This is a genomic window from Microbacterium sp. 4NA327F11 (genome assembly GCF_005503465.1).
In the GTDB taxonomy this organism is placed as follows: domain Bacteria; phylum Actinomycetota; class Actinomycetes; order Actinomycetales; family Microbacteriaceae; genus Microbacterium; species Microbacterium ginsengisoli.
In genome coordinates, this window is record NZ_SCOB01000009.1 from 63,666 (window position 1) to 89,549 (window position 25,884).

The 25,884-nt window shown below is 68.9% G+C and carries 30 protein-coding genes and 1 tRNA gene; 14 read left to right on the forward strand and 17 right to left on the reverse strand.

Annotated features, from left to right (window positions below):
- Window positions 1-104: 104 nt before the first annotated feature.
- On the reverse strand, window positions 105-455 hold the full coding sequence (locus FFS51_RS15020; protein ID WP_431463306.1) for a histone-like nucleoid-structuring protein Lsr2: 351 nt from the start codon (window positions 453-455) through the stop codon (window positions 105-107).
- A gap of 406 nt (window positions 456-861) precedes the next feature.
- Entirely contained in the window at window positions 862-1,380 is a 519-nt protein-coding gene (locus FFS51_RS07715; protein WP_137877987.1) for a methylated-DNA--[protein]-cysteine S-methyltransferase, read from the reverse strand.
- Between the two features lie 130 nt (window positions 1,381-1,510).
- Between FFS51_RS07715 and FFS51_RS07720 the strand changes: the two genes are divergently transcribed.
- Both FFS51_RS07720 and FFS51_RS07725 read left to right on the forward strand, forming a co-directional pair.
- Window positions 1,511-5,269 (forward strand): AAA family ATPase, encoded by a 3,759-nt coding sequence (locus FFS51_RS07720; protein WP_416361449.1) that lies wholly within the window; start codon window positions 1,511-1,513, stop codon window positions 5,267-5,269.
- A gap of 4 nt (window positions 5,270-5,273) precedes the next feature.
- Complete coding sequence (locus FFS51_RS07725) at window positions 5,274-5,462, forward strand: hypothetical protein (protein WP_137877988.1); 189 nt, start codon at window positions 5,274-5,276, stop codon at window positions 5,460-5,462.
- Between the two features lie 16 nt (window positions 5,463-5,478).
- Here FFS51_RS07725 and mscL read toward each other — a convergent pair whose 3' ends face one another.
- Genes mscL through FFS51_RS07740 form a run of 3 tightly spaced genes read right to left on the reverse strand, consistent with a single transcriptional unit; the run spans window position 5,479 to window position 6,828 of the window.
- Window positions 5,479-5,907: a large conductance mechanosensitive channel protein MscL gene (mscL, locus tag FFS51_RS07730; RefSeq protein WP_045248598.1), complete on the reverse strand. Its 429-nt coding sequence runs from the start codon at window positions 5,905-5,907 to the stop codon at window positions 5,479-5,481.
- A gap of 33 nt (window positions 5,908-5,940) precedes the next feature.
- The gene (locus FFS51_RS07735; protein ID WP_137877989.1) at window positions 5,941-6,216 is read right to left on the reverse strand and encodes an FmdB family zinc ribbon protein; all 276 of its coding nucleotides are present in this window, start codon (window positions 6,214-6,216) and stop codon (window positions 5,941-5,943) included.
- Between the two features lie 15 nt (window positions 6,217-6,231).
- Window positions 6,232-6,828, reverse strand: a complete 597-nt coding sequence (locus tag FFS51_RS07740) for a 5-formyltetrahydrofolate cyclo-ligase (RefSeq protein ID WP_137877990.1) — start codon at window positions 6,826-6,828, stop codon at window positions 6,232-6,234.
- 39 nt (window positions 6,829-6,867) lie between these two features.
- Here FFS51_RS07740 and galU point away from each other — a divergent pair, with 39 nt between their 5' ends.
- From galU to FFS51_RS07755, 3 genes are all read left to right on the forward strand, one after another.
- The gene (gene galU, locus FFS51_RS07745) at window positions 6,868-7,755 is read left to right on the forward strand and encodes a UTP--glucose-1-phosphate uridylyltransferase GalU (protein ID WP_045248601.1); all 888 of its coding nucleotides are present in this window, start codon (window positions 6,868-6,870) and stop codon (window positions 7,753-7,755) included.
- A 31-nt stretch (window positions 7,756-7,786) separates the two neighbouring features.
- Window positions 7,787-8,416 carry a GNAT family N-acetyltransferase gene (locus FFS51_RS07750; protein ID WP_137877991.1) on the forward strand — a complete coding sequence of 210 codons (630 nt, stop codon included), beginning with the start codon at window positions 7,787-7,789 and terminating at the stop codon, window positions 8,414-8,416.
- Between the two features lie 65 nt (window positions 8,417-8,481).
- Complete coding sequence (locus FFS51_RS07755) at window positions 8,482-9,411, forward strand: large exoprotein (RefSeq protein ID WP_137877992.1); 930 nt, start codon at window positions 8,482-8,484, stop codon at window positions 9,409-9,411.
- A 64-nt stretch (window positions 9,412-9,475) separates the two neighbouring features.
- Here FFS51_RS07755 and FFS51_RS07760 read toward each other — a convergent pair whose 3' ends face one another.
- The 5 genes from FFS51_RS07760 to FFS51_RS07780 form a co-directional block, all read right to left on the reverse strand.
- Window positions 9,476-9,676 carry a CsbD family protein gene (locus FFS51_RS07760; RefSeq protein ID WP_045248604.1) on the reverse strand — a complete coding sequence of 67 codons (201 nt, stop codon included), beginning with the start codon at window positions 9,674-9,676 and terminating at the stop codon, window positions 9,476-9,478.
- A gap of 47 nt (window positions 9,677-9,723) precedes the next feature.
- Entirely contained in the window at window positions 9,724-10,254 is a 531-nt protein-coding gene (locus FFS51_RS07765) for an Asp23/Gls24 family envelope stress response protein (protein ID WP_045248605.1), read from the reverse strand.
- Between the two features lie 570 nt (window positions 10,255-10,824).
- Window positions 10,825-11,148 carry a hypothetical protein gene (locus FFS51_RS07770; RefSeq protein WP_137877993.1) on the reverse strand — a complete coding sequence of 108 codons (324 nt, stop codon included), beginning with the start codon at window positions 11,146-11,148 and terminating at the stop codon, window positions 10,825-10,827.
- Complete coding sequence (locus FFS51_RS07775; protein WP_045248607.1) at window positions 11,145-11,333, reverse strand: membrane protein; 189 nt, start codon at window positions 11,331-11,333, stop codon at window positions 11,145-11,147. Before FFS51_RS07775 ends, FFS51_RS07770 begins: the two co-directional genes overlap by 4 nt.
- Window positions 11,330-11,752 (reverse strand): Asp23/Gls24 family envelope stress response protein, encoded by a 423-nt coding sequence (locus tag FFS51_RS07780; RefSeq protein WP_045248608.1) that lies wholly within the window; start codon window positions 11,750-11,752, stop codon window positions 11,330-11,332. The genes FFS51_RS07775 and FFS51_RS07780 overlap by 4 nt, the downstream gene beginning before the upstream one ends.
- Window positions 11,753-11,956: 204 nt before the next feature.
- Here FFS51_RS07780 and FFS51_RS07785 point away from each other — a divergent pair, with 204 nt between their 5' ends.
- From FFS51_RS07785 to FFS51_RS07795, 3 genes are all read left to right on the forward strand, one after another.
- Window positions 11,957-12,502: an RNA polymerase sigma factor gene (locus tag FFS51_RS07785; RefSeq protein ID WP_137877994.1), complete on the forward strand. Its 546-nt coding sequence runs from the start codon at window positions 11,957-11,959 to the stop codon at window positions 12,500-12,502.
- Window positions 12,503-12,507: 5 nt separating this feature from the next.
- Window positions 12,508-13,074, forward strand: coding sequence for an Asp23/Gls24 family envelope stress response protein (locus FFS51_RS07790; RefSeq protein ID WP_137877995.1), 567 nt, complete (start codon window positions 12,508-12,510; stop codon window positions 13,072-13,074).
- A gap of 359 nt (window positions 13,075-13,433) precedes the next feature.
- A tRNA-Ala gene (locus tag FFS51_RS07795) sits at window positions 13,434-13,506 on the forward strand.
- Between the two features lie 143 nt (window positions 13,507-13,649).
- Here FFS51_RS07795 and FFS51_RS14900 read toward each other — a convergent pair.
- Window positions 13,650-14,585: an AraC family transcriptional regulator gene (locus FFS51_RS14900; protein ID WP_249352684.1), complete on the reverse strand. Its 936-nt coding sequence runs from the start codon at window positions 14,583-14,585 to the stop codon at window positions 13,650-13,652.
- 156 nt (window positions 14,586-14,741) lie between these two features.
- Between FFS51_RS14900 and FFS51_RS07805 the strand changes: the two genes are divergently transcribed.
- From FFS51_RS07805 to FFS51_RS07815, 3 genes are read left to right on the forward strand one after another with little or no spacing between them, the layout of a single operon-like run.
- Window positions 14,742-16,055, forward strand: a complete 1,314-nt coding sequence (locus FFS51_RS07805) for an MFS transporter (RefSeq protein ID WP_249352685.1) — start codon at window positions 14,742-14,744, stop codon at window positions 16,053-16,055.
- 34 nt (window positions 16,056-16,089) lie between these two features.
- The gene (locus FFS51_RS07810) at window positions 16,090-17,166 is read left to right on the forward strand and encodes a zinc-dependent alcohol dehydrogenase (RefSeq protein ID WP_171006140.1); all 1,077 of its coding nucleotides are present in this window, start codon (window positions 16,090-16,092) and stop codon (window positions 17,164-17,166) included.
- On the forward strand, window positions 17,163-18,089 hold the full coding sequence (locus FFS51_RS07815; RefSeq protein WP_171006141.1) for a carbohydrate kinase family protein: 927 nt from the start codon (window positions 17,163-17,165) through the stop codon (window positions 18,087-18,089). The genes FFS51_RS07810 and FFS51_RS07815 overlap by 4 nt, the downstream gene beginning before the upstream one ends.
- Before the next feature lie 29 nt (window positions 18,090-18,118).
- Here FFS51_RS07815 and FFS51_RS07820 read toward each other — a convergent pair whose 3' ends face one another.
- Together FFS51_RS07820 and FFS51_RS07825 are read right to left on the reverse strand one after the other, a co-directional pair.
- Window positions 18,119-18,304 (reverse strand): hypothetical protein, encoded by a 186-nt coding sequence (locus FFS51_RS07820; protein WP_137877998.1) that lies wholly within the window; start codon window positions 18,302-18,304, stop codon window positions 18,119-18,121.
- Window positions 18,305-18,420: 116 nt separating this feature from the next.
- The gene (locus FFS51_RS07825) at window positions 18,421-18,858 is read right to left on the reverse strand and encodes a hypothetical protein (protein ID WP_137877999.1); all 438 of its coding nucleotides are present in this window, start codon (window positions 18,856-18,858) and stop codon (window positions 18,421-18,423) included.
- Window positions 18,859-18,943: 85 nt separating this feature from the next.
- On the opposite strand from FFS51_RS07825, the gene FFS51_RS07830 reads away from it, so the two are divergent.
- On the forward strand, window positions 18,944-20,029 hold the full coding sequence (locus tag FFS51_RS07830) for a zinc-binding metallopeptidase family protein (RefSeq protein WP_137878000.1): 1,086 nt from the start codon (window positions 18,944-18,946) through the stop codon (window positions 20,027-20,029).
- A 12-nt stretch (window positions 20,030-20,041) separates the two neighbouring features.
- Here FFS51_RS07830 and FFS51_RS07835 read toward each other — a convergent pair whose 3' ends face one another.
- Window positions 20,042-20,410 carry a response regulator gene (locus FFS51_RS07835; protein ID WP_171006142.1) on the reverse strand — a complete coding sequence of 123 codons (369 nt, stop codon included), beginning with the start codon at window positions 20,408-20,410 and terminating at the stop codon, window positions 20,042-20,044.
- Between the two features lie 103 nt (window positions 20,411-20,513).
- Between FFS51_RS07835 and FFS51_RS07840 the strand changes: the two genes are divergently transcribed.
- On the forward strand, window positions 20,514-22,556 hold the full coding sequence (locus FFS51_RS07840; RefSeq protein ID WP_137878002.1) for a sensor histidine kinase: 2,043 nt from the start codon (window positions 20,514-20,516) through the stop codon (window positions 22,554-22,556).
- The gene (locus FFS51_RS07845) at window positions 22,553-23,323 is read left to right on the forward strand and encodes an MBL fold metallo-hydrolase (protein ID WP_212742794.1); all 771 of its coding nucleotides are present in this window, start codon (window positions 22,553-22,555) and stop codon (window positions 23,321-23,323) included. Before FFS51_RS07840 ends, FFS51_RS07845 begins: the two co-directional genes overlap by 4 nt.
- An 18-nt stretch (window positions 23,324-23,341) precedes the next feature.
- Here the strand turns inward: FFS51_RS07845 and FFS51_RS07850 are convergent, their stop codons facing one another.
- The 3 genes from FFS51_RS07850 to FFS51_RS07860 all read right to left on the reverse strand — a co-directional run bounded on the left by FFS51_RS07850 (window position 23,342) and on the right by FFS51_RS07860 (window position 25,882).
- Complete coding sequence (locus FFS51_RS07850; RefSeq protein WP_137878003.1) at window positions 23,342-24,934, reverse strand: AMP-binding protein; 1,593 nt, start codon at window positions 24,932-24,934, stop codon at window positions 23,342-23,344.
- Window positions 24,935-25,070: 136 nt separating this feature from the next.
- Window positions 25,071-25,532, reverse strand: coding sequence for a SixA phosphatase family protein (locus FFS51_RS07855; RefSeq protein WP_137878004.1), 462 nt, complete (start codon window positions 25,530-25,532; stop codon window positions 25,071-25,073).
- Window positions 25,529-25,882: a gamma-glutamylcyclotransferase family protein gene (locus FFS51_RS07860; protein WP_137878005.1), complete on the reverse strand. Its 354-nt coding sequence runs from the start codon at window positions 25,880-25,882 to the stop codon at window positions 25,529-25,531. The genes FFS51_RS07855 and FFS51_RS07860 overlap by 4 nt, the downstream gene beginning before the upstream one ends.
- Window positions 25,883-25,884 lie beyond the last annotated feature (2 nt).

Sequence of the window (25,884 nt, forward strand, 5' to 3'; positions counted from 1 at the left end):
GCTTATCTACCGCATGTGAATGTGCTGTCGGGAACCTGGATGCCGCGGCGCGAACGCCGAACGCCGGGCCGCACCTCGTGCGGCCCGGCGTTCGTGGGGTGGAGTCAGTGTGCGGCGTCGTACGCGTCGAGAACCTGAGCGGGAACGCGCCCGCGCTCGGAGACGGTGAAGCCGTTCGCGGCGGCCCACGCGCGAATCGCGGTGTAGTCGCGCTGCGCTCCGGCCGACTTCCGCTTGCGGGCGCCCGCGGATGCCGACGACGTCGATGTCGATCGGCCGGCGCTCACGTACGGGGCGAGGATGTCGCGGAATGCCGCGGCGTTCGCGTCGGAGAGGTCGAGTTCGTATGCGCGACCGTCGAGAGAGAAATTCACGGTCTCTCCCTCGCCGATTTCAAGGACGGTTCCGTCGATATCGTCGACGAGTTGATGCACAATTCTGCGAGCCATGCTCATAACATTACGTTCTCTTCTCGTGTTATTCGGCGACGCGCCCGAATTGTCAGAAAATCCATCGATCCCGACACGACCGCCCGCGTGATCACCGTCGACGGTGCGGCGCTGCCGTCCGTAGCCCTCGGAATACCGAGAGTTTCGGCGGCTGAGTGAATGCGCCGGCCGCGATGTTCCCCCATTCGACGACGCGGATATTCCGGAGGAATGGCGGATGCCGCACGCCGCACGTCGCTTGATGGAAAGCCCGAAATTCATGTGCCGTGCCGAATGCGTGAATTCGACTCTTGTCGCGGAAGCGCCACAGAATCGCTCGCGGGGTGAAAAGAGTCCACGGCGGTCTGTGCGCTGTCGTCGACGTCGACGTAGATGGCGACGATGTCGAAGAAGAGCCCGGGCGGCGGCCGGCCTACACGGACGCGCCGGCCCGGGAGCGTTCGAGGTCGATGAGCTGCTGCTTGATCTCAGGATGTCCGCCGTAATCGCCGATCGAGCCGTCGGCGCGTACGACGCGGTGCACGGGCACGACGATCGAGAACGGACTGAGCCGGCACGCGGTTCCCACCGCGCGGTGAGCGCGCGGGCGACCGGCCATCACGGCGACCTCGCCGTAACTCGCCGTCTCGCCGTAGGGGATGTCACCGACGGCCTGCAGGGCCTCGCGGGTGAAGCCGTCGGTGAGGCGCCAGTCGAGCGCGAGCCGACACGGTTCGCTTCCGCCGTCGAAGTATCCGTCGAGCCATGCGGTGAGCTCGGTGGCGGGTCGCTCGTCGTGCACCGGTTCGGCGTGAAGCGCGAGCGAGATATCGGCGATCGCGACATCGAGCGGTCGGTGCAGCACCTCAAGGGCGACGAGCCCTTCAGACGTGTGCACCATGAGCACTTCGCCGACGGGTGTCGGGTGGGTCGAGAAGGTCGGGTCGGTCATGGCTCCATCATGACGAGCGGCGACAGGGGAGTGGCATCCGACCGCTCGGTCTGAGGGAGCTGCCGCTCGTCGGCGCGCGGGGGAGGAGGCGCCGTGCGGCGTGTCGCCAATCCCGCGAAACCCGCCGGGAATGCCGGGAACCGCGGATTTGCGCCCGTATGGTGACCGTGTGTGGCGAGGCGACAGAACGGCGACGGCGAGCGAGAGCATCGCGGCGCGCGGTGAGGAACAGCCGGAGGCGGTGGCCGCGGCATCCGATGTGTTCTCCCTCGACGAGGCTCGCGCGCGGTTGCGCGCGCAGGCGACGCTCGTGGGCGGGCGGTCGACCCTGCTGCACTACGACGACACCGCCGAGAGCGGTATCGACATCACCAAGGCCCACCCCGGGAGCCTCCCGCAGTTCCTGACCGGTCGCGCGACGCTCCTGTCGAATCTGTTCCGCGACGAGGTCGCAGGCCGCACGGCGCGCATCGCCGGTGCGCGGGTCACCACCAAGCACGTCGAACTGCGCACCGCGCGCGGCCTCGACAGCGTCTTCCTCGCCGTCGGCATGGCGTCGTGGCGCATCGGTGGGCTGGTCTGCATCGCACCCGTCCTGCTGCGCCCGGTCGCGATCCGCCGCAACCAGGCCGACTTCGAGCTGAAGCTCCACGGATCGTTCGTGGTCAACCCCGAGCTGGTCGCCGCCCTCGGCACCCACTTCGGCATCCGGCTCGACGGTGCCGCGCTAGCCGCCCTCGCCATCGAGGACGGCGTCTTCAAGCCGCAGCCGGTCATCGACCACCTGCGGGCGCTCACCGCGCACATCCCGTCGTACACGGTGAAGCCGCGCCTGGTGGTCTCCAACTTCGCCGACGTCGGCTCGGCGCTGGCTCGCGATATCCCCGAGACAGGTCATCTCGCCCTCGACGCCCTGCTCGGCGAGCCCGTCTCGCGTGACCGTCTGCGCGTTCCACGGGAGCTTCCCGCGCAGGTCGGCCCCGACGAGCGCGCGCCGTCTGCCGACCTGCTGCTGCTCGACGCCGACGCGGAGCAGGAGCGCGTGCTCGCCCGCATCGGCGCGGGGCACTCGCTCGCGGTGCACACCCTGCCGGGCACCGGCGGCACCCAGACCGTCATCAACGCCCTCGGCGTGCTCGTGCGCCAGGGCAAGCGGGTGCTGGTCGTGAGCGCCCGCCGTTCGACGCTCGACGGCATCCGCCATCGCCTCGCCGGCATCGGTCTCGACGCGCTCGCCATCTCTCCGCGCCACGTGCGGCGCGACCTCATCCGCGCGATCGGACGCAACGAGAAGTCGACCGCGCCGCAGGTGGCCGACATCGACGACGCGCTGCTGCGACTGCGCACGGTGCTGCGCGACTACCGCGGCGCCCTCACCGTCGACCATCCGTCACTGGGGGTCACCGCCCTCGATATCGTGCGGGAGCTCACCCGCCTCGCGCAGCTCTCGCCTGCCCCGTCGACGTCGGCCCGCTTCGATGTGGCCACCCTCGAGCGCCTCCGCGACAAGCGCCAGGCGGCGGCCGAGAAGCTGCGCGCCGTCGCACGTCTCGGCGAGTTCCGCTTCGGCCCCGACGACTCACCGTGGTACGGCGTGACGTTCTCGACCACGGATGCCGCGCGCGACGCGCACGCCCTGGCGGGCAAGCTCAGCCGTCAGGCCGTGCCGAGCCTGCTCGAGCGCGGCTACGAACTCATCGCGCAGACGCGGATGCGTCCCTTCCGCACGATCGACGAGCTGGGTGAGTTCCTGCGGCTGCTGCAGGGCATCCGCCAGTCGCTCGAGCGCTTCACGCCGACCGTGTTCGACCGGCCACTCGTCGAGCTCATAGCCGCCCACTCGCCCCGTCGCGACGTCGGGATGTCGAGCGCGAACCGTCGCCGCCTGAAGAAGCTGTCGCGCGAGTACGTGCGACCGGGCGCGCACGTCACCGACATGTACGAGGCGCTGCTGCGCATCCAGCAGCAGCGCACCGAGTGGGCGCGGCTCACCGAGGCGGGCGTCATCCCCGAGGTTCCGGTGGGGCTCGCCGACGTGCACGTCGCGTGGCAGCACGTCGACGCCGAGCTCGGCGACCTCGACCGCATCCTGCAGCGTGACGAGGCCCACCGCCTCGCCGCCCTTCCGCTGCCTCAGCTGCTGCGCACCCTGGCAGGGCTCGCGGCCGAGTCGGCGTACTTCGACAACCTGGTCGAGCGAGCCGGCATCCGCACCGATCTCGCGCGCGGCGGACTCGAGCCGCTGATGACCGACCTCTCGGTGCGTCACGTTCCCGAGGGCCAGGTGGGCGCCGAGCTCGAGTTCGCCTGGTGGCAGTCGGCGCTCGAGCACCTGCTGCGCACCGACCGGGCGCTGCTCGGCGCGAACACGTCGGTCGTCGATCGTCTCGAGCGCGACTTCCGGTTGGTCGACGAGGCGCACGCCGCGGCATCCGGCCCGCTCCTGGCGGCGCAGCTGGCGACTCAGTGGCGCATCTCGCTCGTCGACGAGCACGACGAGGCGGTCGCGCTCAAGCAGGCGCTGCGCGACGGCGTGAACAGCGCGGGCGCGCTGGCCCGTACCGCCCCGAGCCTGATGCGCACGCTCGCACCGGTGTGGCTGGCGACCCCGTACGACGTGCCGCTGCTGCGCGACGTTCCCGACGTCGACGTCGTGATCGTGGCGGATGCCGCGGCCCTCTGCCTCGCCGAGGCGGCCCCCGCCATCCGCCGCGGCCGTCAGCTGGTGCTGGTGGGCGACCCCGTCACGCAGAAGCCCACGCCGTTCACGGTCGGGTCGGCGGCCGCGGTCGAGGCGGATGAGTTCGACGAGCCCTTCGACGAGACGTCGCTGTTCGACCGGGCCGAGGGACTCGTCGACGTCGAGACGCTCACCCGCAGCTACCGCGCCGGCGGCGAGGACCTCGCGAGCCTCGTCAACGACGCGTTCTACGGCGGCGAGATCTCGTCGCTGCCGTGGGCCGGCTCCTATCTCGGACGCGGCAGCCTCAGCGTGGACTACGTCGAGGGCGGCGTCGGCACACCCGATCCCATCTCGGGTGCCGTCGAGAGTCCCGAGGTCGAGGTCGCCCGCGTCGTGACCCTCGTCACCGAGCACGCGATCAACCGCGGCACCGAGTCGCTCATGGTCATCACGGCCTCCAAGCGCCACGCCGAGCGGGTGCGCGCGGCGGTCGAGGCCGCGTTCGCCGGTCGCTCGGATGTCGCCGACTTCCTCTCCCGCGACACGGCCGAGCCGTTCGCGGTGCTCACCCTCGAGGAGTCCGTCGCCGAGAGCCGCGACCGCGTGGTCTTCTCGCTCGGCTTCGGACTCACCCGCCACGGCCGTGTGCTCAGCGACTTCGGCGACCTGTCGACCCCCGACGGCGAACGCCTCCTGACGGTCGGGATGACCCGTGCCCGCCGCTCGATGGTGATCGTCTCGTGCATCCGGCCCACCGCCTTCGACGAAGGGCGGCTCGCGCACGGTGCGGCGACGCTCATGTCGATCCTCGGCGGTATCGCCGACCGCACCCGTCACGCCGTGTTGGAGGATCTCGCCGACCCGCTGACGAAGGTGCTCGCTCGTGAGCTGCGCGCCCGCGGCCTCGCGGTCGACGTGCACTACCGCGGGCTGCTCACCCTCGTCGCCCACCACGAGGGCAAGGCCGTGGTCGTCGAGAGCGACCCCGAGACCCAGGGGGACTCGCTGCGCGAGTCGCTGCGGCTGCGCCCGCAGATCCTGCGTCGCCTGGGTTGGCACTACGCCCGTGTGCATGCGTTCGACCTCTACAGCGACCCCGCGGGTGTCGCGACCCGTATCGCGGCGATGCTCGGCATCGCGCCGGGCACCGGCGAAGCACCCGTCATCGAAGAGGCACGCACCGCGCCACTCGACGACCTCGGGTGAGCCGGTGAGCGGGGCGGACGACGAGCGCCAGCGCGTCGTGCGGGTGCGCGGCGCGCGGCGCGCGCGACTGACGGCGGCGCCGGGCAAGAGCGGCGAGCCCGCGGCATCCGCGAACGACGACGCCGCACCCGCCCGGTCGGACGACGGTCCGAACGACGAGCGGATGCGGCGTGAGGTGCCGCCGCACTACTGAGGCGACGGTCGGGTGCTCAGGCCTTCGACTGCTGCTTCTCGAGCAAGTCGCGGATCTGCACCAGCAGCTCGGTCTCGGTGGGCAGCGGCGCCTCTTCGGCCTCGGGCTCCGCACCGATCTTGCGGCGTGCGTCGGCGCGCTCCTTGAACGAGTTCATCGGGAAGACGAAGACGAAGTAGACGACGACCGCGACGGCCAGGAAGTTGATGATCGCGCCGATCACCGCGCCGAAGGCGAAGGTGACCTCGCCGCCGCCGAGGGTCGGCACGGGAACCGCGAGCGCGTCGTTCAGGCTGTCGGCCTTGAAGAGGAGCCCGATCAGGGGGTTGATGACCGAGGCGACGATCACATTGACGATGGCGGTGAACGCAGTACCGATGACGACCGCGACGGCCAGTTCGATGACGTTGCCGCGAAGGATGAAGTCTCTGAAGCCCTTGATCACGCGTGATCTCCTCACTTGCCCCGGGGGAGGCGACTAAGAGGCCGCGGGAGCGGCCGAAGACGACGTCTTCGAGTCCGATGATGGCGAAGCGCTGCTCGACCCGCCACTCTCCGCGCCGCTCGCGCTCGATCCCGAGCGCGAATCGGTGCGGTAGAAGCCGCTGCCCTTGAAGGCGACGCCGATCGACCGGTAGTCCTTGCGCAGCAGCCCGCCGCACTCGGGGCACTCGGTGAGAGAGGCGTCGGAGAACGACTGCACGGCGTCGAAGCGGTGACCGCACTGCGTGCAGGCATAGGCGTAGGTGGGCATGGAGTGAGGCCTTCCTCAGCGGCGCGCGGCCGCGAACGTGATGGTGCGGGTGGGGGTGACGACGCCGTCGACGGGTTCGTCGTGCCGGTCGCGCGGCACCTCGTCGAGGATCTCGTTGTCGAAGACGACCGCGTACACCGGCGGGCACTTCTCCATCGAGCCGATCGTCTTGTCGAAGTAGCCACGACCCCAGCCGAGTCGCATCCCGGTGCCGTCGACGGCGGCGGCCGGCACGATCATGAGGTCGACGTCGTTGACCGCGATCGGGCCGAGCAGCTCGCCGGTCGGCTCCGGCAGCCCGAACAGCCCCTCGGCGACGTTCTCGTCGTCGGTGGCGACCGCCCAGTCGAGCAGTCCGTCGACGCGGGTCACGGGAAGCAGCACCCGGATGCCGCGCCGTACCGCCGCGGTCAGGAAGTCGCGGGTTCCCGGCTCGGTCGGGGTGGAGATGAAGCACGACACGCTGTGGGCGCCGACCGATGCGACGAGGGCGTCGAGCTGGTCTGAGACCCCCTGGGCCGCGGCATCCCGAGCCGCTTGCGGCAGCTGGGCGCGGCGCTCGCGCAGCTCCGCGCGCAGGGCCCTTTTCTGCGTATCGACGGGGTCGGTCATGGTCACGATTGTAGGCAGGGTGGCCGATAGGATCGGCCCATGTCTGCGCACAAGCCGTTCAAGGCTGTCATCCCCGCTGCGGGTCTGGGCACTCGCTTCCTTCCGGCGACGAAGGCCATGCCGAAGGAGATGCTGCCGGTGGTCGACAAGCCGGCCATCCAGTACGTGGTCGAGGAAGCGGCCGGTGCGGGCATCGACGACGTGCTCATCATCATGGGGCGCAACAAGACGAACATCGAGAACCACTTCGACTCGGTGCCCGAGCTCGAGCAGAAGCTGCGCGAGAAGGGCGACCTCGACAAGCTCGCGAAGGTGGAGCACTCCAGCGACCTCGCGAACATCCACCTCGTGCGCCAGGGCGAGCCGAAGGGCCTCGGCCACGCCGTGCTGTGCGCCAAGGCGCATGTCGACGACCACCCGTTCGCGGTGCTGCTGGGCGACGACCTCATCGACGAGCGCGACCCGCTGCTCACCACGATGCTGAGCGAGTACGACAAGCGGGGCGCGACGGTGATCGCGCTCATGGAGGTCGACCCCGACAGCATCCACCTCTACGGCGCGGCCTCGGTCGAGCCGACGGAGGACGCCGGAGTCGTGAAGGTCACCGGCCTCGTCGAGAAGCCGAAGAAGGAGGATGCCCCCTCCAACCTGGCGGTCATCGGGCGCTACGTGCTGAGCCCCGACGTGTTCGAGATCCTCGAGCGCACGGCGCCCGGCAAGGGCAATGAGATCCAGCTCACCGACGCGCTCGAAGAGCTCGCCGCCAACCCGGCGCAGGGCGTCTACGGCGTCATCTTCCGGGGACGCCGCTACGACACCGGCGACCGGCTCGACTACATCAAGGCGATCGTGCAGCTCGCGAGCGACCGCGACGACCTGGGCCCGTCGCTGCGCTCCTGGGTCAAGGACTTCGCCGCGACCCTGTGACGGCCGCGCACGAGACGATCGGGTCGCCGGCGTGGACCTGAACATTCCGCGGGAGCACGGAGCCATCGGGCTCCGGCTGGTTCGCCAGCGCGATGCGCGCGCCCTGCAGGACCTCCTGCTCGGCAATCGGTCGTGGCTGCGCCCGTGGGAGGCGACGAGCCCCGACGGCATCGTGTCGCTCGACATGCGGGTCGGCGTGCGCCGGCTGCTGCAGCAGTACCGCGACGGCCAGGGCGTGCCGTTCGTGATGGAGCACGACGGCGAGGTCGTCGGCCAGCTGAACGTATGGGGCGTCGCGCGGGGATCGTTGGCCTCGGCGACGATCGGCTACTGGATCGGCGAGCAGTTCGCCGGGCACGACATCACCCCGACCGCGGTCGCGATGGCCACCGACATCTGCTTCACCGAGCTGCGACTGCATCGCATGGAGATCTGCATCAGGCCCGAGAACCACGCGAGCCTTCGGGTGGTCGAGAAGCTCGGGTTCCGCTACGAGGGGCTGCGCCGCCGCTATATCCACATCAACGGCGACTGGCGCGACCACTACGCGTTCGCGCTCGTCCGTGAGGACGTCCCCGAGGGAGTGCTCGCCCGGTGGGTGGCGGGTCGTGCCCCGCAGGATGCCGCCGCCATCCCTCCGCAGGACCGCCTCGAGTCCTGACTGCTCCGGCTCGACACGCGCGCGCGTGACGGGGGAGCGGCAGCACTCTCCCTTACCGTGGTGCCATGGACGGGCAGTGGCTGGGTGGCGGAGTGATCGTGCTCGTCGCGGCTGCCCTGTGGCTGCTGTACTTCGTGCCCTCCTGGCACTCCACGCACCGATACAACGCCGCCGAGCGCAACGCCGTGCGCTTGGGTCAGGCGCTGCGCATCCTGGCGGAGACGAGCGACACCCCTGACGAGGTGCGCATCGAGCTCGGCGCTCGCGCGAGCCACGCGCAGCAGCGCCTCGCCCGCAAGACGATCGCCGAGCAGCAGGAGCTCGAGGCGGTGCGCGCCCGGCGCGAGCTGGACGAGACGCGCGCCCTCGTGAAGGCCGAGCGCGAGGACGCCGCCGAGCGCGCCCGCGCCGACCGACTCGCCGCCCGCATGCGGCCGGCCGCGCGACGCCGTCGTGCGCGCGTGGTCGCCTCCACGTTCGTGCTCGCCGCGCTCGCGCTCGCCGGCGTCGGCGTCTGGCAGCTGCTGACCGCGGGCACGCAGATCTACCTCTGGGCGGCGGCAGGTGTCTTCGCCGTGTCGCTGCTCGTGCTGCAGCGCATCGCGATGCTCGCGACCCGGTCGCGCCGCGTCGAGGCCGCACCCGTCGTGTCGACGCCCGTGGTGCGCGAGCGGGTGCCGGTGCCGGTGGCGGATGCCGCGGCATCCGCGACCTGGGAGCCCCGCACCCTGCCCAAACCCCTCACCGCCTCGGCCGGATCGCAGGCTGCGGCCGTCGTCGCCGCCGAGGAGGCGCGCGCGGCCCTGCGCCGCGCCGCGGTGGACGAGGCGAAGCGTCAGCGCGCGGCACAGGCCGCTCCGCCCTCGATCGACGTGGCGCGCGTCGCTCGTGTGGAGGCCCCCGCGCCGTCGCAGTACGCCGGCATGGGCTACGTCGACGACGCCGAGATCGAGGCGCATGTGCGCTCTCTGCTCGACGCCCGCCGCGCCGGCTGACACGACACGCGAGGCGGCGCCGGGGCAAGACTCTCGTCGTCGCCCCGGCGCCGCCGTGCTCCGCTTACTTGTCGCCGGTCAGGGCGTCCTTCGCCTGCGTTGCGGCGTCCTTGACGTCGCTGCCGGCCTTCTTGGCTGACGCTGCGACCTGATCGGCCTTGCCCTCGGCGACCAGCTTGTCATTGTCGGTCGCCTTGCCGATGGCCTCCTTCGCCTTTCCGGCGAGGTCTTCGGCGGTGTGCTTGATGTCGTCTCCGAGACCCATGTTCTCATCCTTTCTTCGGGGGGGGGGTACTCGCCGGTGCGGCGAGGTCAGTGCACGGTCCGAGCGCGCGCGAGAGAGCCACGCACGCCGACCGAGAGATGGAAGTACAGCTGGATGTCATCGCCGAGCAGAAGGTGAACCCGCTCCTCCACGCGAGAGAGGTCTGCGGTGAGACCCGCGAGTTGGGCGCGTCGACGTACCTGCACCTCGACCCGGCAGACCGTCCGGGCCCCGAGCCGGCGCGCCTGCACCGCCGCGGACAGCACATCCGGCTCCTCGCCGAACTCGGAGCGTACGACACTCTCGACGGCCCTCGTCGACACGACGTCGGATCCGCGCCGCGCGGCGTCCCGCGTGTGACGGCCTGCCCGGGTCAGGGCGAATAGCACGGCGAGTACAGCGATCACAGCTGCGACTGCGGACCCCACCGCGGCCGCGTTACCCTTCGTCCAGGAAGTCCCGAGGGACGGATCGATCCGACCGATATGAGCTGCCCAGAGTGCTGCGGGGATGGCGAGCAGAGCCGCGCCGGCGAAGAAGAGGACGGCCCGGTTGAGAAGTCGGCTGGACGTGCTCATGCGAGTGTTCCTTGACGGGCGGGCTCGACACGAACGCCGACGCGTCGAAGGGTTCCGATCTGGGCTAGTTCAGCGCTGACCGCTGCGGCGACCTCAGATGTACTCACCGGAAATCCCGACGAGGGCGTCACCCGGACGTGTGCCGTGCGTCGCGAGAGCGTCGTTCTCACCTGCGCCTGCGACACGTGCGCCGCGAGCGCCGCGACGCGGGATAGCGCACCGGCGATCACGGCGTCGTCCGCGATGGTGATCGTGTTGCACGCAGCTCCCACACGTCGACGCGCTCGGCGAGCCGCCGATATCGAGAGTGCGATGGCTGTGAGTCCGAGTAGTCCCGCGACGGCGCTGACCAGCACCGTTCGGGGCCCCGGATCGCTGAGGTGCTGAATGATCAGCTCCGGGTTCACGACGAAGGCAGGACGCCCCGCCCATGAGAGGAACAGCTCCGTTGCGATCCACGAGCTCACGACTGCGCCGCACAGCGCAACGACAGTAGAGACCACACTGCGCGAGTGACGAAGCTCACGGCGCGCGGCGCGCTCCGTAAACGAACTGCGGGTTCCCATATGTTCACCTCACTCTCGAAAGATCCGTATCGACGACGACGTCCGCGATGCGGGCTCCGCCGTACTCAATGCGAGCGCCGGTGAGCAGTCCGCCCCGATCGTGTATCGCGCGATCGAGGGCGGCGAGGCGGCGGGGTAGCGGTTGCGAGGCCGATACGCTCGCCGTCGCGATAACCGCGACTCGCAGCATCCCTCCAGCGTCAGAAACATGCGCCGATGCGAGGCGCGGCGCCACCTTGAGCGCATCGGCGGTTACGGCGGCGAAGACCTTCTCGTAGGCCCGTCGCGTAATCGTCACGCTGCCGGGCACCCCTTGGACTGCGGTCATCCGACGCGACGCCCTGTCGCGGCGTTGAGAGCGGCTCGAAGGTCGAGCCGCCCGGCCGCGACCGCGCCACACACTCCGCCCGCAATCCCGAGCATCCCGACGAGCAGGAAGCCCCAGAAGCCGAAGACGAGCGCGACGACAGCGAGCACGATACCCGCCGCGCTTCCGAAGATGACGGCGCTCACTGGACCCGAGCCTCCTGCTCTGCCGTGTCATCGTCACCCGGGATGTGCACGTCGACGATGGTCACGTTGACCTCGGCGACCTTCATGCCGACGAGGTCCTGAATCGCCTCGGCCGCGGCAGCCCGCACCGCTCCGGCGACGCGCTGAAGTTCCTCGGGGTAGTCGACGACGATCGAGATGTCCGCGGCGACCTCGGTCTCGCCCACCTCCACACTCACACCCTGGGTGAGATCCTTCGCGCCGACTGCTTCGCGGATCGAGCCGATCACGCGGGCCGCGCCGCCGCCGAGCGCGTGGACGCCGGGCACCGCGCGCGTTGCCACGCCCACGATCTTCGCGACGACGGGGTCGACAACGACGGTCTTGCCGGTCGGTGCGCCGCCGATGAGGGGGGTGGTGTCATTGGTTGTCTGAGCCATGATGATCTCCTTTGCGAGTTCGGTTGCCGCGTGATGCGGCGGTGACATGAGTGAGACGCGCGTCGAGGAGGATTCGTCACGAAGTTCACCCTGTGAACCTGCTGAAGGCGTCGTCGAGTCGAACTCTCGACGCCTTCGTACCGGATCAAAGCCCGAGAGTTGGTCCCTTGCCCGGGCGTGTGCGCTCGTGCTACCGATGACTCCGTGACCTCACTCGACTCGGCAGCCGATGGGCTCCTGGCCGAGCGGGCTGCGGACGGCGATGAGCGCGCCTTCGCCGTGCTCGTGCGCCGCCACGCCCCATTTCTAATCGCCTTCGCCACGCGATTGATCGGATCACGTGCCGAGGCTGATGACTGTGTGCAGGATGCACTCATCGTTGCGTGGCAGAGAATGGACAGTCTCCAGGAGCCGGCGCGCGTGCGGGCTTGGCTGGCGACGATCGTGTCCCGTAAGGCGACGGATCGCCTTCGCGGGCGTCGTGATCTCGTCGACATCGATGAACAGGAGCAGGCCGACCCTGCGGCGGACCCTGCTGACCGTGCAGAAACCTCCATCCGGCTCGATGCGCTCTCTCGGGCGGTCGAGCGACTTCCGGATGATCTGCGTCGAACCTGGGTGCTCCGGGAGCTCGTCGGACACAGCTACGAAGAGATCGCCGAGGTCATGGAAGAGTCGACCTCCACCGTGCGGGGTCGGCTCGCGCGAGCGAGACGACAGCTGGCGCAGGAGTTGGAGGGATGGAGGTGACGAACATGGACGAGGACATCGGAGGGTCGGGCTATTCGCTCGAAGACCTGTCAGCTTATGTCGACCGTGACTGCCAACCACCCATCGCGGCCATCGATCGCAACCCGGAATGCCAGGCTGTCATCGAGTCGATGCGCAGAATGAGCCTCTTCGCCCGGCAGCTGATTGAGCGCGACGAGTCCCAGCCGCTCAGCGCGGGGTGGCTGGATTCGCTCCTGCGGGATGTAGCACGAGACATGAGGGCGGGCGAGGACCTCGAACTGCCCGGGGGTGACGAGATGACGCAGCTACTGACGACCGAGGGCGCGATTCGCGAGTGCGTGCGACGTGCGGCTGACGGCATTGCCGGCTGTCTCACCGGTCGCGTCGAGGTGAGGACGGGAGATCCGGACAAGGGAATTCGCGTAACCGTGCGCATCAGCGTGCTGTTCGGCGCGGTGATAAAGGAGGTCGCCGATGCCGTTCGGGCGGCTGTCTTCGCCGCGATCACTGCGGAGTTCGTGATTCCCGTCGAGGCTGTCGACGTCCTCGTCGTCGATGTCCATGAAGAAGGAGAAAGTGGGCTGAATTGACGATGTCCCATTTCTCCCGACAACTTCTCGCCGTAGTCCAGAACGTGCGGGGCGTCTCCGAGGTCTACCCTGCGATCCCGACCACCCGACGTGCCTGGCAGCGCCTCGTTGGACGCGAGGGGGAGTCTCTCGTACATGTGCTGGAGACGGCCGGGGTGGCGCAGATCACCGTCAACATAGGGGTCGGCGCGGGGTATTCCGCATCTGCCGTCGCGGCGGCGGTGGCCTCCGCGGTGCGAGACGCCGCGCCTCCTGGTGCGCGGGTGAAGGTGAGGGTGAGCCGAGTCTCCGGGGCCTGAGCGTGCGCCGCCCCGATGCGAGGCGCGGCCGGGCCGCGTGGTAATGTATCGGAAGTTCACGGGCCTGTGGCGCAGTTGGTAGCGCGCTTCGTTCGCAATGAAGAGGTCAGGGGTTCGAATCCCCTCAGGTCCACCGACCGGATGCCCGATCGGACATACGAAAGTGTGTTTGATCGGGCATTCGCATTTCAACGTGGATCTCGTCCGCTGTCCTTTCGTTGAGCGGACCGTAAGTCGGGACGATCCCATCTGGCCGGCTCTTTACGCAGGCCAGGTTCAGCCGCGATGGAGGGAACTGCCGCTTCCTCGGAGCGCCGCGCGATACGCGGTGGGTGTCTGTCCCATCTCGCGGAGGAATTGCCGGTTGAAGTTGGATAGGTTCTCGTAACCGACCTCCCGGCTGATGGTCAGCACGGTGGCATCGCTTGCGACGAGCAATGCCCCCGCGCGCAGAATGCGGATGCGTCGCGCGGTCTCCGCGAAGCCGCGTCCGGTTGTCGCGCGGAAAAAGCGGGAGAGACTCGACGGCGTCATTCCTACCAGCCGTGCCGCATGAGTCAGGCTCGGCCCCGTTGAGAGGTTGCTGGAGATGTACTGAAGCACGGTGTCGACCCGATCCTGGCTCGCTCGCTCGGACCCGCCGATCGCCGCTTCCCGGGAGAGGATGACGCGCTCGGTTGCGGGGGCGGCAGACAACAATCCGAGCAGCTGGAAGAGGTGCCCCAGACGCGCCAGCCCGCGGCTCTCGCCGATGCTGCGGAGCATTCCGGCCGCCGCGTGCGCGGTATCGCCGGTGTATTCGATGCCTCGACGGATCGACGCGAAGTACGTGGCGGCGTCTCGAGCTTCAGGGGCGATGTCGCTCATTCGACGAAACCGCTGCGGATCGATTTGGAGGACGACGTCGCGCCCGCGGACGACCTCGCCGGGAGAGAGCTCAGATGTCCAGTTGTGGGGTAGGTCGGATCCGACGGCGACGACGTGTCCTGGAGAGAATCGTCCGACGTAGTCGCCGACGAACGCGCTTCCCGAACTCGCGGTGATGAGGTGGATCTCGACCTCGGGATGGGTGTGCCATCGTGCGAGAGCGTGCGGGAAGTCGTGCGTGTGCCAGCGGACAATGCTCTCGACATCCGTGATGACATGCTCTCGCGCAGGCCGACCGTGCGGCACAGCAGAAGGCGATGCGACGTCCCACCGGGTCGTCGTCACACTGTCCGCTTCACCATCTCCCATAAGACAATTTTTTACCATTTCGTGGCGCGAGCCGGTAAAGAAGACGATCGGCTGAGCCTTGAGAATCTCATCAACGGATCAATCCGGCGCCCAAGGCGGGTCCGGTGCTGGCTCACACGAAGAGGTGGAAATTTGTCTTCACGATTCTCTCGATCCCTGTTGGTGGGATACTTCGCGATCGCGCTGTTCATGACCGGTGATGGTTTCGAACTGACCTTTCTCTCGGTGTACTTGGTCGATCACGGGCACTCGGCCGTCGATGCGTCGCTCGCCTTCACCGTCTACGGGCTCGTCGCAGCGTTGGCCGCCTGGAGCTCCGGAGTCATCGCCGAGATGTTCGGGGCGCGCCGCGTCATGATCCTTGCGGGCGTGGCCTGGCTGGTCTTGCAGGTCGTCTTCCTCGCAGTGGCGCTTCCTTCCGGAAGCATGCCGCTCATTCTCGCCGTCTACGGGGTGCGCGCGGCCGCGTACCCGTTGTTCATCTACTCCTTCATCGTGCTGATCGCGCAGAAGGTGGATCGAGCGCGACTCGCAACGGCGATGGGTTGGTACTGGGCCGCCTACTCGTTCGGGATCGGAGTTTTCGGCACGCTCCTGCCGAGCTGGCTGATCCCTTCAGTCGGTGAAACCGCGACACTCTGGCTGGCACTGCCATGGGTCGCTGCCGGCGTCGCTCTCTGTGTCGTCAGTGCACTCATGGCGCGTCATGACTCGCCGGCAGAAGAGACACGACCGCTGACGATCTCGTCGGGTTCACGGTGGCGTGAGCTCGCCCGCGGGGCGACGATCCTGGTCGAGAACCGTCAGATCGCGATCCTCGCCGTCGTCCGCGTGATCTGCAACCTGTCGCTGTTCGGCTTTCCCGTGATCATGCCGCTGTACCTCACAACATCCCAATACGACGGCGTCGCGGTCCTGTCGCTGTCTCAGTGGATGCAGCTGTGGGGTCTGATGTTCGGTATCACGATCATCACGAACGTGGTCTGGGGGCGACTCGGCGATCGGTTCGGATGGATGCGGCAGATGCGCTGGTACGGCTGCTTCGGATGTGCGGTCGCAACTCTCGGGTTCTTCTACCTGCCGCAGTGGACCGGAGGGAACATGCTCGCGATGTCCGCGGCGGCGGCTCTCCTCGCGATCGGCGTATCGGCGTTCGTGCCGATGGGCGCGGCCTTCCCGGCGCTCGCGCCCGAGCACACCGGTGCCGCCATCTCGGCGCAGAATCTGGCCGCCGGGGTGTGCACCTTCATCGCTCCCGCGATCGCCACCGTGCTGCTTCCCGTGGTCGGTGTCGGCGGGATCTGCTGGACCTATGCATGCCTGTACGTCATCGGCGCAGGGCTGACACTCCTCGTCCACCCGCCCCAGCCGGGAGTCACCGATCGGCGGGTGCAGCGCGAACGCTCCGCTGCCGCTCGCGTGACCGTGCCCGCTGCCCAGCGATGACCGTCCCCGCCCGCGATTCGAAAGGATGCCGCTCATGATCGTCAGCCAGAAACCCACCTCGCTCTCATCCGAGACGCAGACGATGATGCGCCGCGCCATCGTCGAGCCCCTGAACGGAGTCCGTGTGGAGGACGCGCCGGTCCCCGCGCCGACCAACGACCTCGTCCTGGTTCGCAGTAGTCTCGTCGGGATCTGCGGGTCTGACACGCACGCTCTCGCCGGGCATCACCCCTTCTTGAACGCGACGTATGCTCCCGGTCACGAAGCTGTCGGCACCGTCGCCGCGCTGGGGCCGGAGGCTCGGGGTGTCGAGATCGGGCAGCGCGTCATCCTCAAGCCCAACGTGGCGTGCGGACGGTGCGACAATTGCCGCGCGGATCGGACCAACGCGTGCGCGAACCTCACGTGGATCGGTTGCGATCCGTCCCAAAGCTGGTCCGGGGCGATGGCCACCGAGTTCGTCGCCCCGGCGAAGAATCTGTTCGCCGTCCCGGAGCGAATGGACGACCGCACCGCCGTCCTCGTGGAGTGCCTGGCCACCCCCGTCCACGCAGTACGTATCGCCGGCGACCTCACAGGCGCCCATGTGGTCGTGCTCGGGGCGGGCACGATCGGGGTTCTCTGCATCATCGCCGCACTGGCAGCAGGGGCGAAATCGGTGGTCGTCACGGACATGGACGAGGGCAAGCTGCAACGCGCACTCCGTGTCGGCGCACACGGGGCCGTGCTCGCGTCCGCGGCCGACGTGAACGAGCAAGTCCTCCGTGCCCTCGCAAACCCGACCGCGGACGTCGTGCTCGACTGCGTCGCGAACGAGCGCTCGTTCGCGCAGTCGGTGGCGCTTCTTCGTCGCGCGGGAACGCTCGTCGTCGTCGGCGTGCCCGCGCGCGACGCCTCGTTGCCGATGCCGCTCGTCCAGGACTGGGAGATCCGTGTGCAGGGAAGCGCTGCGTACACGGATGCAGACGTGCTCACCGCCATCCACATCGCCGCCCGTGGCGGCCTGCCCGCCGACGAGATCGTCTCTCAAGTGTTCGACCTCGAGCACGTCGCGGATGCTTTCGCGGCGGCCACATACGACAGCTCAGGCAAGGTTCTCATCCTCCCGTGAGTATCGTCGTCATCGGAGAGGCCCTCGCCGACATCGTCCAGCAGCCGGGGGGATCGCCGTCCACAAACCCTGGCGGTTCCTCCATGAACGTCGCCGTCGGACTAGGGCGCCTGGGCCACACCGTTGCACTACACACGAGCATTGCGAGCGACGCGAACGGGTCCGCCATCCTTCGTCACCTCGTGGGCTCCGGCGTTGATCTCCACAACGTCAACCCGCCACCTTACACATCGTCCGCGATTGCGACCATTCAAGAAGACGGCTCCGCGCGGTACGAGTTCGACATCACGTGGGACCTTCCTCCCGTGCAGGTCTCGCGCTCGGCTCGATTCGTCCACACGGGCTCGCTCGGTGCTGTCCTTGCCCCCGGAGCCGCCAATGCTCTCACAGCCCTCCGGACGGCGCGAGCGCACGCCATCACCACGTTCGACCCGAACGTACGGCCCGATCTCATGCGGCCCCACACCCAGCAGCTCGCGCTCACCGAGGAATTCTTCGGCGCGGCGGACGTCGTCAAGCTGAGCGACGAGGATGCCGCTTGGCTCTACCCGACCTGGACACTCGATCAGGTGGTGGACCGGCTGCTCGAACTCGGTGCGGTCGTCGTCGCAGTGACTCGAGGGGCGGATGGCGCCATTCTCGCAGCCGGTGAACACCGTGTATCGCTCGCGACGCACGTGTCCAACGTCGTCGACACCATCGGTGCCGGTGACTCTTTCATGGCCGGAATGATCTACGCGATCGACGACACGATTCGAGACGCGGACCAGGGCTTGGTCGACCGTGCTCATCTGCTCGATCTGTCTGAACTTGCACGAGTGGGCACGTTCGCGCAGTCGTGCGCTGCCATTACCGTCTCGCGCCGCGGCGCAGACCTCCCGTGGGCGGACGAAGTCGGTCGTGGGTCACTCGCGAGGAGCTGAAACCGTGACTCGCATTCCGGATCGCCGAATCAGTCCATATGGTTGGGAGACGCGCCCGGCGCGACGAGGAACGACACGATCTCCGACGCAGCGGCGCTCTGTCGCTCCGGGGCGGTCAGTCGTGTGGGGGAGTCCGTGGCGCATGCGGAGTTGTTGACGAGGGTGGCGTCGTCGATGGCATCCGGGACTCCCGTGCCGGGCTGAGAACTCCCCATTCTGCCTTTCTCATACGCTCAACGCTTCCGGCTTTCCTCTGGACTTGAGTTGCTGCGCGTTGCGGGTCATCACCGCTCAGCGGGCGTTTTGCCGCGCACCGCGAGGGCTTCGGTAATCAACCATTGCGGCTGGTTCGGCTGTGTCCTGGCCGCCGCCGTATCGTCACATCAGCGCTTCGCAGGCCGTTGAGCACGGTCTGCGGGTCGAACCCGAACCGGCGTCCGATGGTCGCGGCAGATTGCCCGTCGCGGTACAGCGCCGCGGCGGTCGAGATGTCCGCCTCGCTTATCCTGCGGACGGTCTCGATCCCACGAGACGCGAGATGGGAGCCGACAGTCTGCCGCGTGACGCTGAATCGGCGGGCCACCTCATTGACGTTGCCGACTTCGAGGTAACGCGCGACCAGCTCATCTATCTCCGAAGTGCGGAGCTGACGGGCAGATCGGGCTCGCGGCGTTGCTTGCCTCGGTCTTCGGGACTGCGCAGCTTTCAGTACGAGCTCGGCAGGATTGTGGCCGTCGCAATGTTTGGAGTAAGCGTGCAGCAGGTCCACCACGCCAGCCGAGACGCCCCCACCAGGGGTGTTTCGCCGTTTCGGGGGAGTCGCCCTGATCCCCACCGACCACTAGCGTGAGCACGTGAGCTCACAGCCCCGGTGCCCCCACTGCCGGCACTTCGTCTACCTCGACGCCCTGACCTGCCCGGAGTGCGAGGCGGAGCTCGGGTATCAGCTGCTCACCCAGCAGTTCTACGGGCTGCGCGACGGTCGCGTCGTCATCGACGGGGAGACCTGGTACACCTGCTCGAACCGTGGCTGGCAGTGCAACTGGCTCGTGCGCGAGGACGCGCCGACCGGTCGCTGCTTCTCCTGCCGCCTCACCCGTACGCAGCCCGATGCCGACGACACCGTGGCCCTCGAGAAGCTCGCCAAGACCGAGGAGGCGAAGCGCCGTCTTGTGCTGCAGCTCGGTCAGCTGGGGCTGCCGATCGTCGGCTGGGACGTGCAGCCCGGCGGGCTCGGCTTCGATCTGCTGTCGAGCCTGTCCGACGGCAATCGCGTCGTCATCGGCCACGCGAACGGCATCATCTCCCTCGACCTCGCGGAGAGCCTCGACGACCGCCGCGAGGCGCTACGGGTGCGCCTGGGCGAGCCCTACCGCACGATGCTCGGGCACCTGCGTCACGAGGTCGGCCACTACTACCAGAACGTGCTCATCACCGACGACGCCACGTGGGATCGCTGCCGTGAGCTGTTCGGTGACGAGCGCGAGAGCTATCAGGATGCCATCGCCCGCCACTACCGGTTCGGCGCGCCCGACGACTGGAACGAGTCGTATCTTTCCGAGTACGCGACCATGCACCCGTGGGAGGACTTCGCCGAGACCTTCGCCCACTACCTGCACATCACGGGCACCCTGCAGACGGCGGCGGCCATCGGCATCCATCTCGACGCCTCGGTCACCAACCTCCGCGACATCGACGTGATCCCTCGCGAGTCCTACCTCGACCAGCCGGTGCAGCCTCTGCTCAACGACTGGACCTGGATGTCGCAGGCGTTCAATCGCATCAATCGGTCGATGGGACTCGGCGACCTCTACCCGTTCGAGCACCCCGCGGCCGTCAAGCGGAAGTTCGCCTTCGTGCACGAGCTCGTCACCCGATCGCCGCTTACCCTCGACATGCAGATCGCGCTGGCTCGCCCCACCGAGGAGGCATCCGCCTGAGCGGGGGCGCCGTCAGCACTCGGCGCACAGTGCCGCGACCGCGGCCAGAAGGTCCTGTCGCGAGACCGGCTTGATAATCACGCGATCGAGGCCGTGCTCGTCGGCGAAGCCGGTGCGTTCGGCGTCCGGTCGGGCGGTCATCAGTGCGAGGCGCGTGCCGGCGATCTCGGGATCGGCGCGCACCGCCTCGGCGACCTGCAACCCATCCAGTCCCGGCATCATCCAGTCGAGCAGTGCGACGTGCGGTCGGTCGCGACGGATCGCCGCGAGACCCGCCTCGCCGTCGGCGCAGGTCGTGACCTCGTACCCCGCCCTGGTGAGGCGAATCGAGGTGAGGGTGAGGATGTCCTGGTCGTCGTCGACGAGCAGCACTCGGGACATTCCGCATCCGTTCGTCCGGGTCGCGGCCGGGGCCGAGCGCGACATCCGCTTCCTCCGGCGATCATACGCTCGAACGGTGCGACCCCTGGGGTAACCTCAGCCCATGACCCGCCCGAGCCTTGCGCTGATCATGCGCAGGCTCCCTTTCGCGGCGCGCCTGATCACGGTGATCGGCCTTGTGCTGCTCTCGGGCGTTCTCGGGGCCGTGTTCGCCGGCATGCAGAGCGGTCCGGCGGCCACGGCGTGGTGGTGGCCGGCCGCCGGTGTCGCGGTCGCCGCTGTCGTCACCGCCGACCGCCGCAGCCGCTTCTGGGTGCTGCTGGGCATCGCGGCGGTGACCGCCGCGGCATCCGCCAGCGCCGGTCGCGGACCCGCTTTCGTCGTGCTGGGCGCGATCGGCGCGGCCTTCGAGGTGTGGATCGTCGCCACCGCCGTCGCCGCCGGCGACGACGAGCCGCGCCTGTCCACCCTGCTGGACGTCGGGCGATTCCTCGCCGCTGCCGCCGTGGGCGCCCTCGTCGTCGGCGGATGCCTCGGCCTCGGCGCCGCACTGTCGGGTGGCGCATTCCTGCCCACGCTGCTCTCGACCAGCGCCTCCCACATCTCCGCGGTCGTGCTGATCACCCCGTTGGCGCTGCTCAACCGCCTGCGCAAGCGCACCGCGTCGGCCCAGACCGTGGTGCTCCTCAGCCTGGCGCTGCTGGCGGCGGTCGTGGCCGCCTTCTCGCCGCTGAACGCGAACCCGCTCGCCTTCCTGCCCGTGCCGATCCTGGCGTGGGCCGCGTTCAGCGAATCCATGTTCGTGGCCTTCACCCAGTTCGTCGGCACGATCGTCGCGGTGGTCGCGCTCACGGCGATCGGCGGTGGGCCATTCGCTCATCCGGCCGGCGGGATGAGCACCGGAACGCTGCTGCAGATCTACTCCTTCGCGCTCGCCGCCACGACGCTCGGCATCGGTGCCACCCGAAACGAGCGACGCCTGCTGCAGGACCAGACCGAGGGTCTGCTGCGGCTTCTGCGCGATGCGTTCGAGCGCGCCAACAACGGGTTCGCGATCCTCCAGGAGGTCGAGGGCGGGCGCTACGCGGTCATCGAGATCAACGCGGTCGCCTCGACGATCCTCCGCAGTTCGTTCGCGCAGCTGCAGAAGCACGACTGGATCGTCGTGCCGCGTTCTCCGCTGCACCGGCAGCTCGCGTCCCTCGGGGCGGATGAGGCGCGGGTGCTCGACTGGGAGCTCGTCGAATCGGACAGCATCCCGGCGACCGTGTCGATCGAATCGCTCTCGCGCTCGGGCTACGGCCGCGTCTACCTCATCTCCGTCGTCGATCTCCGGCCGCTCCGCGATGCCGAGGCAGCGATCGAGCGGCGACTGCAGCGGGAACGTCAGGTCGTCGACACGCTGCGGGCCCTCAACCGTGAGAAGGACGACTTCGTGGTGAGCGTCAGCCACGAGCTGCGCACCCCGGTCACCTCGATCATCGGCTTCACCGAGGAGCTCGCTGACCTCATCACCGACCCGGTGCAACGCGACTTCGTGCTCATCGTCCACCGCAACGCCGAGCGACTGCTCGACGTCGTCGAGAACATCCTCGCTCTGTCGAAGGAGCGTCGGGCGGCCGAACGCGAGAGCGACAGCGTCGCCGTCGATCTCGAGCAGCTGCTGCGGGAGTGCATCTCAGACCTCACGATCAACCTGCGCGGCCAGAAGGCGACGATCTCCGCCGACCTGACCCCCGGAATCGTCGTGCACGGCCGTCCCGGCGACCTCGCACGCCTCTTCCTGAACCTCCTCACCAACGCGGTGAAGTTCTCGCCGCCCGGCGGTCTGGTCGAGGTGTCTGCGCAGCGGTCGTCGGGCCAGGTGACGGTGCAGATCCGCGACCAGGGCCCGGGCATCGATGAGGTCGACCTGCCTCGTGTGTTCGACCGCTTCTACCGCAGCTCGTCGGCGACAGCGGCGGGGGTGTCGGGCACGGGCCTCGGGCTCGCGATCGTGCAGGAGCTGGCCGCCGAACTCGGGGCCACCGTCGCGCTCACCCGTGGCCACGACGACGTCGGCACGGTCGCCACGGTCTCGCTTCCCGCTCTCGACCCGGTGCGCCACGCGGAGCCGGTCGGTGCCGTGTCGGCGGAGGGCGCGTGAGCGCCGGCAGTCTGCGAGTCATCCACATCGGCGGACCGACTGTTCTGCTGCAGCTCGGTGGCCTTTCGCTGCTCGTCGACCCCACCTTCGATCCGCCGGGCGAGGTGGGCTCCGCGACCCGAACGCTCACGAAGCTGCGCGGGCCGGCGCTCGAGGCCACCGCGCTTCCTCCGCTGGACGCCGTGCTGCTCTCCCACGACCAGCACGCCGACAATCTGGATGCCGCGGGTCGCGCCGTGCTCGCCGCCGCGCCGCTCGCGCTCACGACGCCGCTGGCCGCTGAGCGACTCGGTCAGCCCGCCCGCGCGCTCGAGCCGTGGGAGTCGGTCACTCTCGTCGGCGAGACGTCCGAGGTCACCGTCACCGCCGTGCCGGCCCGCCACGGCCCGATCGGCAGCGAGCCCGTGATCGGCCCCGTGACCGGTTTCGTGCTCACCGGCGACGGTCTCCCGACGGTCTACGTCAGCGGCGACAACTCCGCGCCGGAGCTCGTCGAGGAGATCGCCGCCCGCGTGCCGCCGGTCGACGTCGCCGTGCTCTTCGCCGGAGCCGCGCGAACGCCGTCGGTCGACGGCGCCCTCACCCTCACCGCGACCGACGCGGTCGCCGCCGCCCGAGCCATCGGCGCGCCGGTCGTCGTGCCCGTGCACACCGAGGGGTGGGCGCACTTCAGCGAGAGCACCGACGACCTCGTGCGGGCGTTCGCGGCGGCAGGGCTGGGCGCCCTCCTGCGGGTGCCGGAGCGCGGCATCCCGTTCGAGATCTGACCCGCGCTCCGGATCGCCTCAGGCCCCGACGGACTCCCGCGCGCGCAGATCCTTGCGCAAGATCTTCCCCGACGTCGACTTCGGGATCTGGTCGATGAACTCCACCCGCCGCACCTTCTTGTGCGGGGCGACGTGCTCGGCGACGAACGCCTTCACGTCGTCCTCGGTGAGCCCCGAATCGGGCGCCGCGACAACGAACGCCTTCGGGATCTCCTCATGCTCGTCGTCGAGCACACCGATGACCGCGGCATCCATGATCTTCGGATGGCTCAGCAGAAGCGCCTCGAGCTCCGCCGGAGCGATCTGGTAGCCGTGGTACTTGATGAGCTCCTTCGCGCGGTCGACGATCGCGTAGTAGCCGTCGCGATGAACGACGGCGACATCGCCGGTGTGCAGGAACCCGTCGGCATCCAGGGTCTCGGCGGTCGCATCGGGACGGCCCAGATAGCCGAGCATCACGTTCGGACCCTTGACCCACAGTTCGCCCCGTGCGGTGAACCCGTCGGCGCCGAACTCGGTGATCTCCTCGCCCGTCTCGGTGTCGACGAGCTTGCAGTCGATATTCGGAAGCGGCACGCCGACGGAGCTGATCGGCACGTCGGTGCGGTCGACGGGCGTGGCGTGCGACACGGGGCTGAGCTCGCTCATGCCGTATCCCTGCAGCATCCTCGCGTGCAGTCGGCGCGCGGCCGCGGCACCCGTCTCGGCGTCGAGGGGTGCGGCGCCCGAGAAGATCGAGTGCACGCTCGAGATGTCGTACTGGTCGACGATCGGATGCTTCGCGAGCGCCACCGCGATGGGCGGCGCGATGAAGATGAACGTGCACCCGTAGGTCTGGATGTTCGAGAGGAACTCGACCAGATCGAACCGCGGCATCGTGACGAGGCTCGCGCGCTGCTTGAGGGCCATGTTCAGCAGCACCGTCATGCCGTAAATGTGGAAGAACGGCAGCACCGCGAGCACGCGGTCGTCGTGGCCGAGCTCGATGATCACCCGCGACTGGGCGACGTTCGCGACCAGGTTGCGGTGCGTGAGCATGACGCCCTTGGGCACGCCGGTGGTTCCCGACGAATAGGGGAGCGCTGCGACATGCGTCGCGGGGTCGAACGTCACCTCCGGCGCGGGCTCGCCGGCCGTCAGCAGATCGCGCAACGACGGATGCCCCGGCGCACCGTCGAGCACGACGAGATGCTCGTCGTCGATGCCCACCGCGGCGGCGGCGGCGCCACCCGAGGGAAGGAGCGGGCTGACGGTGAACAGCCACGTGGCGCCGGCGTCGCGCAGCTGCTTGGCGACCTCGTCGGCCGTGTACAGCGCATTGATCGTGGTGACGGTGGCGCCGGCGCGGAGCGCTCCGTGGAAGACGGTCGCGAATGCCGGGATGTTCGGGCTCAGCAGCCCCACGACCGAACCCACGCCGACCCCGCGCGCCGCGAGCGCACCGGCCACCGCATCGACCTGATCGCGCAACGCGCCGTAGGTCGTCTCGGTGCCCGACGCCGGGTCGATGAGGGCCACACGCTCGAGCTCGTCGTCGGTGAGCGAGGCGAACAGGTAGTCGTAGACGCTGAGATCAGGGATGTCGATCGGGTCGAACGGGCTGTGGAACACGGGCTTCTCCTTCGAAGACGTGCGGTGCGGTGGCGGCGTCGCCTGCGCGTGGTGAGGCCATCATGCCATTCCCGCCGCGGGCTGTGGGACTGAGTTCCCCGAGCGTTGGGACTGCGTTCCCTCTCCGGCGGCGGCATCACTCCGGATGTCGGAACCAGATGCGATCGGGGTCGGTCGCCGATGCGACATTCCAATCGTCGTCGTCCCACGAGAACGCGGCCACGGCGCAGGGCACCATCCCGCCGATCTCGTTCGACGAGAGGCTGCGCGCGAGCATCGCGATACCCGGGTTGTGTGCGACGATCATGACGGATGCCACGCCGAGCCCGACGGCGGCGTCGAGTAGCGTGCGCGGCCCCGCACCGTAGAGCGCCGGCGCGGTGCGCACCGGTGCGCACAGCGCGGCGCCGAACATGGCCGCGGTCGCCCGGGTGCGGCGGGCGGTGCTCGCAAGGATCAGATCGGGCTGCCAGCCGGCCTCGAGGGTGGCGGCCGCCATCGCCTCCGCCTCGAGCGCCCCGCGGGCCGTCAGCGGTCGATCGTGATCGTCGGGGCCATCCGCGGCACTCGCGTGCCGCACGAGCAGGAGGGTCGTCATGCCGACACGTAGACCCAGGCCGTGCGGCCGCTCGACAGGCGTGCCGGGACCCGGCGGTACAGCGGCGATTCGTACTCGTCGGCGGCATCGACCTCCGCGGGCGTCAGCGCGTAGGCCAGACCCGTCACCTTGTCGCCGAGAGAGCCGGTCGGGCGTACGACCGGCTGCACCGACACGCGCGCGGATCCGCGTCCGCGAGTGTCGAGCACCTCGAGATAGTCGACCGTGTAGCCGGGGAGGAGATCGGGCTCGCCGTCGGGCGCGCGTCCGAAGACCTCCAGCTGCACCCCCCGCTGCTGCAGCGTGCCGTAGCTGAAGACGATGTCACCGACGACGGATGCCTCGCCCATGA